Genomic DNA, 15,058 nt, shown 5'->3' on the forward strand with positions numbered 1-15,058 from the left:
GTCGAAGCAGGACCCGACGGAGTCCTCTCCGCCATGGTCCAAAACACCACCGAGAACGTCACCACCATCCCCCTCCTCCGCCGCGACCGCCCGGAGGCAGACACACTCGTCGCAGCACTCGCCCAGATCCACACCCAAACCACCACCCCCGTGGACTGGCAGACCTACCTCACCGACACCGGCGCCAAGCAGGTCGACCTGCCCACCTACGCCTTCCAACACCAGCGCTACTGGCTCGACGCCCCCACCACCAAGGGCGACGCAACCGACCTAGGCCTCACCAACACAAACCACCCCCTCCTCGGCGCAGCCATGGCCATCGCCGACCGCGACGAATACGTCTTCACGAGCCGCCTCTCACTCCACACCCACCCCTGGCTCACCGACCACACGATCGCCGGTACGACGGTCCTCTCGGCCGGAGCGCTGGTGGACGTGGCGATCCGTGCGGGTGACGAGTTCGCAGCCACCGTGCTCGACGAGCTCGAACTCGCGGCCCCTCTCACCGTCCCGGCGCAAGGCGGCGTGCAGCTCCAGGTCCGCGTCGGTACCCCCGACGCGGCGACGAACAGCCGCTCCCTCACCGTCCACGCCCGACCCGACGACACCACCGACGCCCCCTGGACCCTCCACGCCCAAGGCCGCATCGCTACTGGCGGCAGCGGAACCGGAGCCTGGAACGGGTGGTCAGGTGATGACGCCGGTACCGAGGTCCTCATCCCGCAGGAGCGTGCGGGTGACGTGCCGCGATTCGGCCTGCACCCGACACTGCTGAACGCGGCCCTCGCCGGCCACGAACTCCCCGACCGGGACGGACACATCTGGGTCCCGTCCACCTGGCAGGGCGTACGCCTGCACGCCACCGGCGCCACAGCCGTACGAACCCACCTCACGCCCACCGGGGCCGACAACACCGTCTCCGTCGTCCTCACCGACCAGACCGGCCAGCCCGTCCTCACCATCGACGAACTCACCTACCGCGCCACCCCCACGGGGCAGTTCAGCAACCCGACGGCAGGGCACCTCGACTCCCTCTTCCACCTCGACTGGCTGCCGACCGCTCTCCCCCAGCCGGCGGCATCACCCACCTGGGGTGTCCTCAGCTACGAGAGCACCCCACAGCAGGCCACCTACGCAGACGCCGACCACTACACAGACGTCGAATCCGTCGCCAAGGCAGTCGAGACCGGCACCCAGCTCGATGCCGTACTCCTCCCCTGCACCCCCGCCGAAGCCGACACGGACGTCGTCACCGCCACACACAACGCAACACGACAGACGCTGGCCGTCGTGCAGGAGTGGCTGGCGGACGAGCGCCTGGCCCGGACCCGTCTGGTCGTACTCACCCACGGCGCCGTATCCACCACCGACACCACCACCAACACCGGCACCGGCACCGGCACCGACAGGGACACCGACACCGGCATCACAGACCTGGCCGCCAGCGCCGTCTGGGGACTCCTGCGCTCGGCCCAGTCCGAGAACCCCGGCCGGATCGTCCTCGCCGACCTCGACGACGACGCGGCCTCGTTCGAGGCCCTGAGCGCGCTGCTCTCCACCGATGAGGGCCAGGCCGCAGTCCGGCGTGGGAAGACCTTCCTGCCGCGCCTGCAACGCCTCGCACCGCAGTCCGCCTCCCCGAAACCGGCCTCGGCGTCGGCCCCGGCACCGGCACCGGCACCGGCACCGGCAGCCCCCTCGTGGAGCGCCGACCCGAACGGAACGGTCCTCATCACCGGCGGCACCGGATCCCTAGGCGCCCTCTTCGCCCGCCACCTCGTCACCCACCACGGCATCAAACACCTCCTCCTCACCAGCCGAAGCGGACCCAACGCCCCCGGCGCCACCCAACTCCACAACGAACTCACCACCCTCGGCGCCACCCACATCACCATCACCGCCACCGACACAGCAGACCGAGACGCCCTCACCACCGCCCTCGACACCATCCCCACCGACCACCCCCTCACCGCCGTCATCCACGCCGCGGGTGTCCTGGACGACGGTCTCGTCTCCTCGCTCACGCCGGAGCGGCTTGCGGCGGTCCTGCGGCCCAAGGTGGACGCGGCGTGGCATCTGCACGAGCTGACCCGGACCATCCCCACGGTCTCGGCGTTCGTACTCTTCTCGTCCCTCGCCGGCGTCATCGGCGGCCCCGGTCAGTCCAACTACGCGGCGGCCAACGTCTTCCTCGACGCCCTCGCCGAGCACCGTGCCGCGCAGGGCCTGCCCGCGACCTCCGTCGCCTGGGGCCTGTGGGCGCAAGCCACCGGCATGACCGGTCAGTTGGGGGAGGCTGATCTCCAGCGCATGGCCAAGGCCGGGTTCCGGCCCGTCGAGTCCGACCTGGGGCCGGGCCTGCTCGACACCGCCATGCGTCTGGGCCGGGCCACGACGGTGGTCACGCCCCTGGACATCGCCGCCCTGCGCGCCCAGCCGGGCAGGCCGCCCGCGGTGCTCGGCGCCCTGGTCCGTACTCCGTACCGCCGTAAGGCCCGCAACACGAACACCGGTACGGGCTCTGCCTCGGCCGCCGAGTTCGTGGCGGCCCTGCCCGCCGACGAGCAGCTGCCGTTCGTCCGCGACCGGCTGATGGCGGAGATCGCGGAGGTGCTCGGTCATCCCGACACCAGCCGACTCGATGCCGAGCAGGCGTTCGGGACCCTCGGCTTCGACTCACTCACCTCCGTGGAACTGCGCAACCAGCTCAGCGAGTTCACGGGCAGCAGGCTGCCGGCGACGGTGGTCTTCGACCACCCCGATCCGGCATCCCTGGCGAGGTATCTCCACGCTGAGCTGCTGGCTCAGCTGGAGCCCGGGACCGGTCAGGACGAGCCGGCGACGCCCGAGACCCGGAAGGTCGACTTCGCGGCGGAGATCCTTCTCGACGAGAGCATCCGCCCCGACGGAGAGCACCGAGCGCCCGAAGACCCGCGCGACATCCTTCTGACGGGTGCCAGTGGCTTCCTCGGCGCGTTCCTCCTGCGTGACCTGCTGCGTACGACGCGGGCGACGCGCGCGACCATCCACTGCCTCGTACGCGGATCCGACGAGGCGGAGGCGTGGCAGCGGCTGCGTGACAGCCTGCGGTGGTACCGGGTCTGGGACGAGATGGAGGGCGAGTCGGAGCGGATCAAGGTCATCGTCGGTGACTTGTCCCTGCCGCGTCTCGGCCTCGGCGAGGAGGTGTTCGACGAACTGGCCCGCAAGGTCGACGTCGTCTACCACAACGGCGCCACCGTCCACTGGCTGCGCCCGTACGCGGACCTGAAGGCCGCCAACGTACAGGGCACGCAAGAGGTGTTGCGGCTGGCCGCCAGGCACCGCACCGTGCCTGTCCACTACGTGTCGACGGTCGGTGTCTTCGCCGGCGGAGCGGCGCACGGCGGACCGGCGAAGGTCACCGACCCGACCGGCCCCGGTGAGGCTCTGCCCAGCGGGTACACGCAGAGCAAGTGGGTGGCCGAGCAGATCATCGAACTGGCGAGGGGCCGGGGCCTTCCCGTGTCCATCTACCGCGTCGACGTGGTGTCCGGGGACCAGGACAACGGCGCCTGCCAGACACGCGACTTCGTCTGGCTGAGTCTCAAGGGTCTGCTGCAGGCGAAGGCGGTTCCGGACGTGGACGGCGGGCGGTTCCACATGCTGCCGGTCGACTACGTCAGCGCGGCCGTCGTGGCCCTTTCGCAGCGTACGGGCACGGGAGCCGGCCGAACCTTCCACCTCTACAACAGGAGTTCGCTGAGCCTGCGGACCTGCGCGACGTATCTGCGCTCCCTCGGCTACGAGCTGGCGGAGACCGACCACGCCTCGTGGAGCGAGGCGGTGCGGGCGGACCGGGAGAACGTGATGACTCCGCTGCTGCACGCCTTCGACATCATGGTCTCGAACACGGACGCCTTCTATCCGCCGTTCGACACCGGCGAGACCGACGCGGCCCTTGAAGGAACCGGTATCGAGTGCCCGGAGCTGACGGAGGAACTCTTCAGGAAGTACGTCGAGTTCTTCGTCGAGGTCGGCCACTTCGCGCCCGCGCCGCAGCTCGTCGAGGCCTGAGGGGACCGGACGTCATGAGCATCACCCAGACGGAGGCCCTGCGGCTGATGTCCCGTATGGAAGGCGACGTCGCACGCGCCATGGCGCAGGGCGACGCCGCCGCCCTGGCGGCGGGCTTCGCGCCCGACGCCCTGCTCTTCGCGGATGGACACAGCGGGCCGATCGCGGGCCGCGAGGCCATCGCCGCCCACCTCGGCGCGCTCCTGGACGAGGTACGCGCCCAGGGCGGAACGCTCGCCTGGCGGGCGTTGGGCGAGCCGCACGTGACCGTCCACGGCGACCTCATCCTCGACTCCGGCATCGCGGTGACGACGGTGACGCTGCCGGACGGCACGGTGCACGAGGAGCACACGAACGAGCTCGTGGTGTGGCGGCTCCTCGAGGGCGAGTGGCTGATCGTCCGACAGATGAGCAACAGGGCGACCCCGGAACAGACCCCATGACAACCGCGAGAACCATGAGACCCGTGGCAACCGCGAGAACCGTGGCAACCGCGAGAACCGTGGCAACCGCGAGAACCGTGGCAACTCCGAGAACCGTGAATTCCCTGACCAGAGACCCCTCCTGGGCACCTGATTACCTCGTGGTGAGCGACCGCAGGTGCCCTCCCCCCTATGTTCGTCTCATGAATCTCCTGAAGGGTTCGGCATGAGCTCTGTGTCCACCGAGGAAACAATCAACCGAATCCCCATGGGTGATCCGTCGTCGTTGCGCGAGACGATGTCACGCTTCATCACCGGTGTGATCGTCCTGAGTGTCGGCGGCGACAGCATCCACGGAATGACGGCCAACGCCTTCAGCTCGGTGTCCCTGGATCCGCCGACCGTGCTGTGCTGCGTGTCGCACAGCGCCGTGATGCACAAGGCGATCCTGGCCGAGGGCCGCTTCGGCGTCTCCGTACTCGGCGCCGAGCAGGAGCAACTGGCCCGCTACTTCGCCGACAAGAAGCGACCTCTGGGACCCGAGCAGTTCCACGGGCTCGACTGGGAGCCGGGCACGTACACCGGGGCGCCGCTCCTGCGTGGCGCGCTCGGCTGGCTGGAGTGCGAGCTCACCGAGGTGCACGATTCCGGCGACCATTCCATATTCCTCGGGAATGTGGTCGCCGCCGGCACCGGTTCGGAAACGTCGGGACTGCTCTTCTTCGGCGGAGCGTTCCAACAGGTAAGTGCCGTATCCAAATAGTGGGAGCATGGGAAGTGGTCGCGCTATGCGAAAGGGAATCGGCGAGGATGCGGAACGATCCGAAGACGGGGTCTGGCCGCATTTCGTCGGGCGCAGTTTCGTCGAGGCGTTGAACGAGGGGCTGAGCAGATCGTCCACGCCGCTCGCCCAGTCGACGGCAGCTCAGCCTCCGCCACAACCGGCCGCCGAGGAGGCGGAGTTACCGGATCCGTTCGGCGTCGCCACGGCGACGATCCGCTCGCTCACGGCCGCCCTCCCCCCGGCGCGGCACGCTCCTGGCGCACGCCCCGCCTCTCCCGTACGGTCCACAACTCCCGTACGGTCCACCCCCGCACGGCGGCCGGCGAGGACGGCTCTCGCCGATGCCCTGGCCCACGAAATCCGCCCGGAGATCACGAGCCTCCCGTACGCACGTTCTAGACTGCGCCCCATGAACAGTGGCCTCCTCCCTGGAAAAGTCGTCCTCGTCACAGGCGCGAGCAGCGGTATCGGCGCGGCAGCGGCGAAGGTGTTCGCACAAGAGGGCGCAACGGTCGTGCTGGCCGCCCGAAGAGAGGAGCGACTGGCCGAACTGGTCGGCGTCCTACGGGACGGCGGGGCCGAGGCCTCCTACGTCGTCTGTGACGTGTCGGCGGCGAAGGACGCAGCCCGCGCGGTGGACTTCACGGTGTCCACGTACGGGCGCCTGGACGCGGCCTTCAACAACGCCGGGATCGGCGGCGACCGCACCCCGCTACACCTGATGTCGGACGACGTGTACGACTCGATCATGGACGCGAACGTCCGGGGGCTGTGGAACTGCCTCCGGCACGAGATCGCCGCGATGCTGGAGACCGGCGGGGGAAGCATCGTGAACAACAGCAGCGTGGGCGGGCTGGTGGCGATCCCCACCGCCGCGCCCTACATCGCCTCCAAGCACGCGGTCGTGGGTTTCACCCGGGCGGCAGCGGACGAGTACGCGAAGCAGGGCATCAGGGTGAACGCGGTGGCTCCCGGCACGACGCGCAGCGAGATCACCGCGGACTGGTTCGGCCGCAACCCGGGCCTGGAGGACATGGTCAACTCGATGACCCCTCAGGGCCGTGCCGCAGAGCCGGAGGAGATCGCGGCCGCTGCGGCCTGGCTGCTGAGCGACCGCTGCCCGTTCCTCACGGGCACGGTACTGCCGGTGGACGGCGGATTCGTCAACCAGTGAAACGCACGGCCCGTGACACCCACGGCCGGTGACACGCACGGCCGGTGACACGCACGTCGGGGTGGGCAGACGAATCGCCTGCCCACCCCGACGGCGCACCCCGACGGCGCACTCCGACGCCAATCCTCCACACCGGACCGCTACTGAGCGATACCACTCAGGTCGACCCTGAAGAACCTCTGCCCTCCCTGCAACCCGGTGACCCGGACGGTGAGCCGGCCGGAGGCGGGGAACGGGATCAACTCGGTCTCCAGCCAACATGGTTCGTTGAACTCGACGTACCGCTCGTAGCTGCTGGCGAGATCGGTGGGCATGAAGTACGCCGGCGCGGCCGCGGCGTGCGCGGCCTGGTAGGCGGCCTCGATCAGGACGAGGCCGGGGACGTGGTCGACCGGGTGGTCGAAGAGCAGCCTGTTGCCGATGTCGTTGCGCAGCTGCCAGCGGCCCGGCCGGTCGCCGGCCGCGAGCAAGACGTCGGCCGGATCGGTGCGGCCGACCAGCTGCGGTGCGACGGGCTCCGGCACGGTCCAGCTGCCCCAGTCCACGGCGAGGTGCTCACCGCGCAGGCGCCGGTACGCGGCCGGGGAGACCCATCCGAATTCGGTGTCGGCCCGGGCGACGGTGACGCCACCCTGTCGTATACGAATGTCCATGCGCAGCGCGCTGATGACGCGACCGCTCCGCCGGGTCTCGGTGACCCGGACCTCGACGTCCAACGCGGGCGGCTCGGCGGGCGAGACCCGGAAGTCGGGGTGGACGGTGTAGTTGAAGTCGTACAGCAGGGTCTGATGGGTCAGCGGAACGCCGTATTCGGCGTGGACGATGACGAGACCGCTCTGCCGGATGGTCTGGGCGAGGACGCGCGGGTCGTACGGGCCCTCGACCGTGGGCGTCGGCCATTGAGCGGTCAGTGTGTAGAGGGCGTCGTCATTGCGGGTCCAGCCCGTGACGACTACGGATGATTCGTCGTGGAGGTGCACGTACTCCTTCGGCACTCCCCCTGCAGCTCCAGGCGCGTGTAAGAACGTGGTTGCCTCAGGCACGGTTCCCCCCATGGACGTGGCGACGACTGGACAGTTGATCGTCCGCAACGCTGTTAAGATACCGGCTCTCCGGTCTTTTTCAAGAGATGACAAAACCACTTGACGCGGGTGATGAATTGGCTAGACAGGAACCGAAGCAGGAGCGGGCGATCCGCACGCGCAGACTCTTCTTGGAGGCCGCCGCTCACGTCTTCAACGAGTGCGGCTACGACGCCGCGTCCATCGCCACCATCGTGGAGCGGGCGAACCTCACCCGCGGCGCGCTGTACTTCCACTTCACGTCGAAGGAAGAGCTGGCGCGCGGCGTCCTGGCCGAGGCGGTCACCGCGGACGGCGTCCTGCCGCAGACCTACAAGCTCCAGGAGTGGGTGGACCTGGGGCTTGTGCTCGCCCACCGGTTGCCCCGGGAACCCCTGCTCAGCGCGTCGGTGCGGCTGTCCGTCGACCCCAAGGCACGGGGGCTTTTCGGCACCCGTTGGCCCGACTGGATCGAGCTGGGCGCGGGCATCCTGTGCGAGGCCAAGGAGCGGGGCGAGTTGCTCGCGCATGTCGATCCCCGCGCGACGGCCCGGCTGGCCGTCGGCGCGTGGACCGGGGTCCAGTTGCTGACCGAGGCGATCCCCGACGAGCTGGACCTGCGCACGGAGGCCGCGAACCTCTTCGACCACCTGCTGCCGAGCATCGCCGTACCGGGAGTGCTGGCGAGGCTGGACACCTCTCCCGACCGGGGCGAGCGGCTGTTCAAGGAGGCGCAGGAACTGGCGGAGGAACTGGCGGAAGAACTGGCGGAGCCCTGCTGAACGGCGCCGCGCCGGGGGCGTTCCGGCGCCCCGGCACCCGCCTCCGCCACCAAAACTGAATCGCCGGTATGTTTACGCAGGCTTAGCATCACGAGGCCACAAGACACCATCTCGCCACCAACATGCCACCTGACCTGCGGAATTGATGTTACGGCGCGGTCAGGCCCGCCACCTGAGACCCTCCAGGGCTCCCCAAAAACCTCTATACAAAGAACCGGATGAATGGTTTCTTTGTTTCGAGATACTTGTTCGGCGCCAGGGCTCCACGGACTACGGGGCCTGCCGCCGCTCGTCCGCGCACACAAGGGGGAGCCATGGAATCGGACTTCGGTCAGCAACCTCAGGTCTCGGTCGGGGCGATGTCGCCTCCGGCACGGTGCAGCCACACCGGGACGTGAGCGTCACGGGGTCACCCGACGCTGGGTCACCCGTCGCGGGGTCACCCGACGCATCGCAAGACGAAGCAACCCATGGGCAGTTCGACCTCCACCGACGGTTCGAGCGTGCCGGGGATGTCCTCCGATCGAGTCGCGCGCGGACGCGCGGAACAGGAGTGTGTGCAGTGCAGTTCAACCTCATCGGTCCATTCGAGATCATCACCGATGACGGCAGGGAATACGCACCGAATGCACCGAAGATCTGTCAGATGCTGGCGCTGCTGGCGCTTCAACCCGGTGAGGCGGCGGCCACGGACTCGCTGATCCTCGAGCTGTGGGGAGGGAACCCTCCGCGCAGCGCCCTGCGCACCCTCCAGACCCACGTCTACCACGCGCGCAAGATGCTGGTGGACGAGAGGGCGGTCGCCCCGGGCCGCAACCTCCTGGTCACCAGGGCACCCGGATACGCGATCCAGCTGCGCGAGGACGAGGTCGACGTCAGCGTCTTCGAGCGTCATGTCCGGGAAGCCCAGGCCGACTTCACCGACGGCGGCTTCGAGCGGGCCTCCGAGAAGCTGAAGCGCGCACTGGCTCTGTGGCGCGGCCCGGTGCTGAGCAACGTGCCCGTCGGATGCGTGCTCGCCGGCCGGATCGCGCGCGTGGAGGAGCTGCGCATACGCGCCCTGGAGCTGCGCATCGAGACCGAGAGCCGTCTCGGGCGACGCCGCGAACTCCTCCCCGACCTGCGGACGCTCGTCAACGAGTACCCGCTGCACGAGTGGTTCCACGGCCAGCTCATCGCGACCCTCCACCAGGCGGGCCGCCGCGGCGAAGCCCTCCAGGCGTACCAGAACCTCCACCGCATCCTCAACGACGAACTGGGCCTGGAGCCCTCGGACGACCTGCAGCGCCTGCAGTCCGAGATCCTCCACGCGGCCGCCGGCGAGGACCCGCTCCCCCTCCGCCGCCGCGACGACAGAATGACCCGCTCGGCGGTGGCCCCCCTCTGGGCGACCGCCGTAGCGAGCTGACCTCCGCTATCTGTACGGGAGTACCGGCGCGGTGACCTCAGGGTCGCCCGGGAGCGCCACCGTCCACTGTGCGTCGTCGAGTTCCACGGCGGGCCTGCCACTGCCAGGAACGGCCGGCACGACCCGGACACTGACGAATTCCCCGTCCTGAGGGACGGGGAGCCACAGCTGCCGAGCGATGTCCTGGTGGGCCGGAACGTCGCCCAGAATGATGATCCCTTCGGCCCGGAGCGTGTCGCGGGTCCCACCGGGCCCGCGGAGGCGCTTCATGTAGTCCGTCTGCTGTGCAAGGGTGCGGACCGCGTTACGTCCGATCCGGCGGTTCCGTACGCGCCGGAACAGCTCGTCGATGCGGCGCTGGCCGGTCCGATGCGCGAGGACCGCTTCGCGGTCGTCGTCGGCCATGTGCAGCAGGGTGTTCTCCAGGAGATCCACGTCGCGCCAGAGCCAGACGATCTTGTCGCGGTGTTCAGCCCTGACCGTGAGCTTCAGGTCGCGCCCGGAGCGGGCCGAGGTCGGGGGGTTGGGCGAGCGTCACCTCGGCGCGATCCGCCCCATGGACGACGTGCGCGCAGGTCATCACATGACGGTCGGTCACCAGGAATCCGGGACCGACACCGCTCGCAGCGACCCGCACCTGCCAGGACTGAGAGCTCATCAGCCCGCCGGGGTCCCCCAGCGGCACCGGGCGTCCAGCTCAGCTTCACCACGAGGTGCCCTTCCATGGAGGTCTTGGCGATCACCGCCCCTGCCTCGGCGGTGAGCTTCATGCCGAACTCGATCTCGACGGCGTCGGGCTTGAGTTGACCGTCGCGGAAGACGCGCAGCGCCGACTCGGCCGCGGTGTGGATGCTCTCCAGGGCACCGTTGAAGCTCTGCTGCTCAGGATCGACTCACATCGCCGCGCGCCGGAGCACCTGAATTCCCACCGTGCGTTTCATGGTGACTTCACCTCACCGGGCCGGCCGCCCCCGCCGCCGGTCCCGCCGAAGTGGTGGGCCGACTTGGATTCCTGGGCCAGTCGACGGAGGGCCAACAGGGCGGGTTCGAGGATGATCGAGACCAGAACGGCCCGTTCGGCCTGGGCCAGCAGGTCGCGCTCGCCGGCCATCTGCCGCACGTCCACGTCGGCGATGCCGTCGGCGAGTCGGGCGTAGGGCAGCAGGCCGCGCCAGTCGATGTCCGCACCGAGGTCGGCGAGTGCGGCCAGGACCTCTGCCAGGGTGTGCGCGGCCGGGTTGCCCGGGGAGGCTTCCCACTCCATCTCGGCGATCAGCTTGCGCGCGTCGACCAAGCCCGCCGGCTCCGACTCCGGGGCCGTCTCCGTCTCGGGAGCCGCATCCAGCGTGGTCGGACGTACCCCGAGCACTATCCCGAAGACCTGGTGCAGATCCTCTTGTTCGGCGCTGATCGCGTCCAGGATCTCCTTCGTCGCGCCGGTCGACAGACCGCGCGTCCCGATCAGCGTGCGGATGAGCCGGAGCCGGTGCACGTGGTCCTCGCCGTAGTCGGCCTGGTTGGACGCGGTGGCCCGCCCCGGGGGAAGCAGCCCTTCGCGCAAGTAGTACTTGATCAGCGGCACTTGTACGCCTGTGCGTCGACCGAGCTCGGAGACCTTCATCCACTCACTTCCTGGGCCACGGATAGCGGATAGCGCTATTATCCATTCTGCTCCGAACCCCGCGCCGTGCGCCCAAGGCGCCTCCCTGATCGCGCAACAACCCCCTGCGGCGGCGGCAATCGACCCCCGCCTTCCGGGCGTACGGCAATGGCCTCTTCTGCACCGCGGCCTGAACACGAGGCCGACCTGAACACGACGACCGAAAGGATTTCCTTCCTCATGTTCGGCACACTCATGCTCATCGCCGTCCCCACCGTTCTGTTCCGGCTGCTCGGCGCGTTCGGCGTCGGACGGTTCGCGACCTGGCGGCTGTCCGTCCTGCACGGCCTCGCGGTCATGCTGGTGTTCACGGCGAGCGCGCACTTCGTCCCGTCCGCCCTCGGCCCCATGCCCGGCCACCACGACCTGGTCGCGATGGTCCCGCCGTTCGTGCCGTTCCCCCGCCTCGCGGTCTACGCGACGGGCGTCCTGGAGCTCCTCGGCGCCGCCGGACTCGTCCGGGAGGCCACTCGGCCGACGGCCGGGCTGGGCCTCGCCGCGCTGTTCGTCCTGATGCTCCCGGCCAACATCTACGCGGCCGTCGAGCAGGTCTCGTTCAACGGGGAGCCGGCGACGCCGCTGTGGTTCAGGATTCCCGAGCAGCTGATCTTCATCGGCGTCGCGCTGTGGGCCTACATCCCGGCACGTGCCGCAGCCGCCCGCCAGGCCGACAGGGTGCCTGCTTAGAGCGTGGTCGGATGGCTCGGCCCGCGGTCAGCTGCCCCGGTCCGGCCGGGGCAGCTGAACTGCTCCCACGAAATCCTGCTCCTAGCGCGGCACACTCTCCGGGCTCAGAGATGCGAGCGTGAAGTGCCGGACCTGAAGTGGTGCGAGGAGGTACTCGTCCTCGCCCGGCAGCACCACGGGCTGGTCACGCCAGTGCTCGCCCGCGTAGTCGACCAGATCCCGCTCGCTGCGCCAACGACTGACGTACAGCAGCGAATCGGGCGGCGCGATCAGTACCTCGTGGTCCACCAGCCCTGGGTAGAGGCTGGGAAACTCTCGTACCGCAGAGACGATCATGTCGTGGAACGCCTCGAACCGGTCAGGACGTACGCGTGCCTCACTCACCCTGATGATCACGGTCATCAGGGTGTCACCAACGCACGTGCAGCGCCACCGATCTGCCGCATGGTCCGCGACTTCATCGGACGCCGCTCTCTCCGATGGCGTCCTGGGCCGGGCGGCCCTGATGGGCGTCGTCGGTGTCGGTGGGGGCCTTCGGCAAGTGGCGCAGGGCGAAGGCGCCGAGTGCGGCGTGCAGGATGCCCGCGATGACGGCGGCGATGTGCAGACCGGTGACGAACGCGGACTTCGCATCGCCGACGACCGCGGCCGGGAGGCCGGGGACCTGCAGTGTCTCGTTGAGGGTACCGGCGACGTCGGGTCCCTGGAGCCGGAAGATCAGGGCAGCCAGCGAGCCGAGGAGCGTGATGCCGAGGGCGTTGCCGATCTCGTTGCCGGTCTCGGCGATGGCTGCCGCGGACCCGGCGCGTTCCGCGGGAACCGCAGCCACGGCGGTGTCGGCGACCACGCTGAAGGAGATGCCGTAGCCGAGGCCGGCGATGACGGTGGACGCCACGTACCAGCCGACACCGCTGGAGACGCTGGTGACCAGCAGCAGGAGCAGGCCTGCGGCGATGAGGAAGTGGCAGGTGATGAGTGCTGCTCGTGTGCCGGTACGCGCGACCAGTGCCGGTGTGACGATGCAGGTGATGGTGAGCACGGCCGCGCCCGGGAGTGCGACGAGAGCCGAGTCCAGGACCGTCAGTCCGAGGACGGACTGGAGATAGATGCCGCCGAGGTAGGCCGTTGCCGACCATGCGGCCAGAGGCAGAAGCCCCGTGATGGCCGCGATCGTGAACACCCGGTCGCGGAAGAGGCTGAGGTCGATCAGCGGGTGGTCGATGCGGAGTTGTCGCCGGGCGAACCACCCCAGGGTGACGATGCCGACGACCCCTGTGGCCACCGGGGTCGCGGTCAGCCCCTCAGCCGCAGCGTGCTTGATCGCGTAGACGGTCAGCAGAATGCCCGCGGCGGAGAGCAGGACGCTCAGGACGTCCGTACGGCCGGTACGTGTGGCGCGTACCTCGCGGAGCAGGACCGGGGCCAGGACCAGGAAGAGCACGACGACGGGGAGATTGATCAGGAAGACCGACCCCCACCAGAAGCCGCTCAGCAGTTGTCCGCCGACGACCGGGCCGATCGCGAAGCCGGCGGCAAAGGTGGCTGCGAAGATCCCGATCGCTCTCGCCCGCTGACGCGGGTCGGTGAACAGTTCGCTGAGTACCGCCAGCGCCGACGGCAGCAGCGTGGCACCGGCCACGCCCATGAGCGCCCGGAAGGCGATCAGCAGCTCCGGTCCGGGGGCGAAGGCCGCTCCCGTCGAGGCCACGCCGAACACCGCCGTGCCGGTCATCAGAAGCTTCAGCCGCCCGTACCGGTCGCCGATGTTCCCGAACGCGATGAGCAGCGACCCGACGGCGAATCCGTAGACATCCAGGATCCACAACGCCTGATCGGCGGTCGGCGACAGCGTCTCGGAGATCTTGGTCATCGCCAGGAACAGGACTGAGCCATCCATCGCGACCAGCAGCACCGGGCCGAGTACCACCAACAGGCCGAGCCACGCCCGGAGATCGGGCGAGTGAGAGGTGGGCCGTGCATTCATACGCTGTGCATTCATACGCTGTGCATTCATGCGTCCGACGGTGCGCCGCCGGCAGCCCGGCAACCATCCCCGCGTCATGGGTACACCTCACAGGGACACCCAGACACGGACCGCGGCACCTACGCTCGGAGTCATGGAACTGGAGAGCCTCGGGGCGTATCTCAAGACCCGCCGCGACCGGGTCACGCCTGCCGACGTCGGGCTGCGCACCTACGGCACCGCCCGCCGGGTGCCGGGCCTGCGCCGCGAGGAGCTCGCCCAGCTCTCCGGCGTGAGCGCCGGCTACTACACGCGGCTGGAGCAGGGCCAGGCCGGGACCGCCTCCCAACAGGTCCTCGACGCACTCGCCAAGGTGCTCCAACTCGATGCATCGGAGACGGCCCACCTGCACAACCTCTCCCGACAGTCGACCACTTCACACCTGGTGCGTCCCCGCCCGGAAAGGCCGCATCAAAGAGTGCTCTCGCTCCTGGCGTCGCTGGGAGACAGCACGCCGGCCGTCGTGCTCGGCCGCCGCGGCGACGTGCTGGCCTGGAACCGCACCGGACATGCCCTCGTTGCGGAGCACGTCGATTTCACGGCGCCCCACGATCCGACCCGACGGCCGTCCGTTCCCCGGATGTTCTTCCTCGATCCCCTCACGCGAGACCTTCACCGGAACTGGGATGAACTCGCCCGCATCCACGTCGCCTACCTGCGGCTCACCGCGGGCCGGTATCCCACCGACGCCCGGCTGGCCGAACTGATCGGCGAACTGGCCATGCGCAGCGTCGACTTCGCCAAGCTGTGGGCCAAGGGCGACGTCGCGGACTGCACCGTCGGCACCATGCACCTGCAGCACCCGACCGTCGGCGACCTCGACATCGACTATCAGGTCTGGCTCCAGCCCGAGAGCCCCGACCACCGCCTTGAGGTCTACACACCCAACGACACCGCCTCGTCCGACGCGCTGCGCCTGCTGTCCAACCAGGTCGCCGATCACCAGTAGCGCCACCGAGCAGCCAGGACTTCTCCGGCCGATCACGCCACCGCGCGACATC

General features: G+C 69.1%; 12 protein-coding genes and 2 pseudogenes. 8 read left to right on the forward strand and 6 right to left on the reverse strand.

Going from position 1 to position 15,058, the window contains the following annotated elements; translation table 11 throughout:
• The first annotated feature begins 33 nt into the window (after positions 1-33).
• The 4 genes from ACGFYP_RS33875 (at position 34) to ACGFYP_RS33890 (ending at position 6,436) form a co-directional block, all read left to right on the forward strand.
• Positions 34-4,056 (forward strand): thioester reductase domain-containing protein, encoded by a 4,023-nt coding sequence (locus tag ACGFYP_RS33875; RefSeq protein ID WP_393501835.1) that lies wholly within the window; start codon positions 34-36, stop codon positions 4,054-4,056.
• A gap of 14 nt (positions 4,057-4,070) precedes the next feature.
• Positions 4,071-4,499 carry a YybH family protein gene (locus tag ACGFYP_RS33880; RefSeq protein ID WP_393501837.1) on the forward strand — a complete coding sequence of 143 codons (429 nt, stop codon included), beginning with the start codon at positions 4,071-4,073 and terminating at the stop codon, positions 4,497-4,499.
• 205 nt (positions 4,500-4,704) lie between these two features.
• Entirely contained in the window at positions 4,705-5,241 is a 537-nt protein-coding gene (locus ACGFYP_RS33885) for a flavin reductase family protein (protein WP_361969430.1), read from the forward strand.
• A gap of 430 nt (positions 5,242-5,671) precedes the next feature.
• Positions 5,672-6,436, forward strand: a complete 765-nt coding sequence (locus ACGFYP_RS33890) for a glucose 1-dehydrogenase (protein ID WP_393501840.1) — start codon at positions 5,672-5,674, stop codon at positions 6,434-6,436.
• A gap of 140 nt (positions 6,437-6,576) precedes the next feature.
• Here the strand turns inward: ACGFYP_RS33890 and ACGFYP_RS33895 are convergent, their stop codons facing one another.
• Positions 6,577-7,431 carry a ScbA/BarX family gamma-butyrolactone biosynthesis protein gene (locus ACGFYP_RS33895; protein ID WP_393501842.1) on the reverse strand — a complete coding sequence of 285 codons (855 nt, stop codon included), beginning with the start codon at positions 7,429-7,431 and terminating at the stop codon, positions 6,577-6,579.
• A gap of 164 nt (positions 7,432-7,595) precedes the next feature.
• Between ACGFYP_RS33895 and ACGFYP_RS33900 the strand changes: the two genes are divergently transcribed.
• Positions 7,596-8,279, forward strand: coding sequence for a ScbR family autoregulator-binding transcription factor (locus tag ACGFYP_RS33900; protein ID WP_393501844.1), 684 nt, complete (start codon positions 7,596-7,598; stop codon positions 8,277-8,279).
• Between the two features lie 562 nt (positions 8,280-8,841).
• Positions 8,842-9,687 carry a BTAD domain-containing putative transcriptional regulator gene (locus ACGFYP_RS33905; RefSeq protein ID WP_393501847.1) on the forward strand — a complete coding sequence of 282 codons (846 nt, stop codon included), beginning with the start codon at positions 8,842-8,844 and terminating at the stop codon, positions 9,685-9,687.
• A gap of 6 nt (positions 9,688-9,693) precedes the next feature.
• On the opposite strand, the pseudogene ACGFYP_RS33910 reads toward ACGFYP_RS33905, so the two are convergent.
• From ACGFYP_RS33910 to ACGFYP_RS33920, 3 genes and pseudogenes are all read right to left on the reverse strand, one after another.
• A pseudogene (locus ACGFYP_RS33910) lies at positions 9,694-10,182 on the reverse strand (NaeI family type II restriction endonuclease); the annotation flags it as partial.
• Between the two features lie 173 nt (positions 10,183-10,355).
• Positions 10,356-10,565 (reverse strand): annotated as a pseudogene (locus tag ACGFYP_RS33915) (CU044_2847 family protein); the annotation flags it as partial.
• Between the two features lie 59 nt (positions 10,566-10,624).
• On the reverse strand, positions 10,625-11,308 hold the full coding sequence (locus tag ACGFYP_RS33920) for a MerR family transcriptional regulator (protein WP_393501849.1): 684 nt from the start codon (positions 11,306-11,308) through the stop codon (positions 10,625-10,627).
• A gap of 219 nt (positions 11,309-11,527) precedes the next feature.
• Between ACGFYP_RS33920 and ACGFYP_RS33925 the strand changes: the two genes are divergently transcribed.
• Complete coding sequence (locus ACGFYP_RS33925; RefSeq protein WP_393501851.1) at positions 11,528-12,034, forward strand: hypothetical protein; 507 nt, start codon at positions 11,528-11,530, stop codon at positions 12,032-12,034.
• An 81-nt stretch (positions 12,035-12,115) separates the two neighbouring features.
• Here ACGFYP_RS33925 and ACGFYP_RS33930 read toward each other — a convergent pair whose 3' ends face one another.
• A complete protein-coding gene (locus tag ACGFYP_RS33930) occupies positions 12,116-12,436 on the reverse strand; it encodes a hypothetical protein (RefSeq protein WP_361967297.1) in 321 nt (106 codons plus the stop codon).
• A 55-nt stretch (positions 12,437-12,491) separates the two neighbouring features.
• Complete coding sequence (locus tag ACGFYP_RS33935; protein WP_393501853.1) at positions 12,492-14,018, reverse strand: MFS transporter; 1,527 nt, start codon at positions 14,016-14,018, stop codon at positions 12,492-12,494.
• Between the two features lie 133 nt (positions 14,019-14,151).
• On the opposite strand from ACGFYP_RS33935, the gene ACGFYP_RS33940 reads away from it, so the two are divergent.
• Positions 14,152-15,006 carry a helix-turn-helix transcriptional regulator gene (locus ACGFYP_RS33940; RefSeq protein ID WP_393501855.1) on the forward strand — a complete coding sequence of 285 codons (855 nt, stop codon included), beginning with the start codon at positions 14,152-14,154 and terminating at the stop codon, positions 15,004-15,006.
• Positions 15,007-15,058 lie beyond the last annotated feature (52 nt).

Origin of the sequence: Streptomyces sp. NPDC048370, from assembly GCF_043200825.1 — a bacterium.
Classification (GTDB): domain Bacteria; phylum Actinomycetota; class Actinomycetes; order Streptomycetales; family Streptomycetaceae; genus Streptomyces.

Excerpts from the sequence above, each read along its gene's own strand:
- ACGFYP_RS33940 (WP_393501855.1), top strand. The coding sequence starts at position 14,152 with ATGGAACTGGAGAGCCTCGGGGCGTATCTCAAGACCCGCCGCGACCGG.
- ACGFYP_RS33920 (WP_393501849.1), bottom strand. The coding sequence starts at position 11,308 with ATGAAGGTCTCCGAGCTCGGTCGACGCACAGGCGTACAAGTGCCGCTG.
- ACGFYP_RS33885 (WP_361969430.1), top strand. The coding sequence starts at position 4,705 with ATGAGCTCTGTGTCCACCGAGGAAACAATCAACCGAATCCCCATGGGT.
- ACGFYP_RS33880 (WP_393501837.1), top strand. The coding sequence starts at position 4,071 with ATGAGCATCACCCAGACGGAGGCCCTGCGGCTGATGTCCCGTATGGAA.
- ACGFYP_RS33935 (WP_393501853.1), bottom strand. The coding sequence starts at position 14,018 with ATGAATGCACGGCCCACCTCTCACTCGCCCGATCTCCGGGCGTGGCTC.
- ACGFYP_RS33930 (WP_361967297.1), bottom strand. The coding sequence starts at position 12,436 with ATGACCGTGATCATCAGGGTGAGTGAGGCACGCGTACGTCCTGACCGG.
- ACGFYP_RS33925 (WP_393501851.1), top strand. The coding sequence starts at position 11,528 with ATGTTCGGCACACTCATGCTCATCGCCGTCCCCACCGTTCTGTTCCGG.
- ACGFYP_RS33890 (WP_393501840.1), top strand. The coding sequence starts at position 5,672 with ATGAACAGTGGCCTCCTCCCTGGAAAAGTCGTCCTCGTCACAGGCGCG.
- ACGFYP_RS33875 (WP_393501835.1), top strand. The coding sequence starts at position 34 with ATGGTCCAAAACACCACCGAGAACGTCACCACCATCCCCCTCCTCCGC.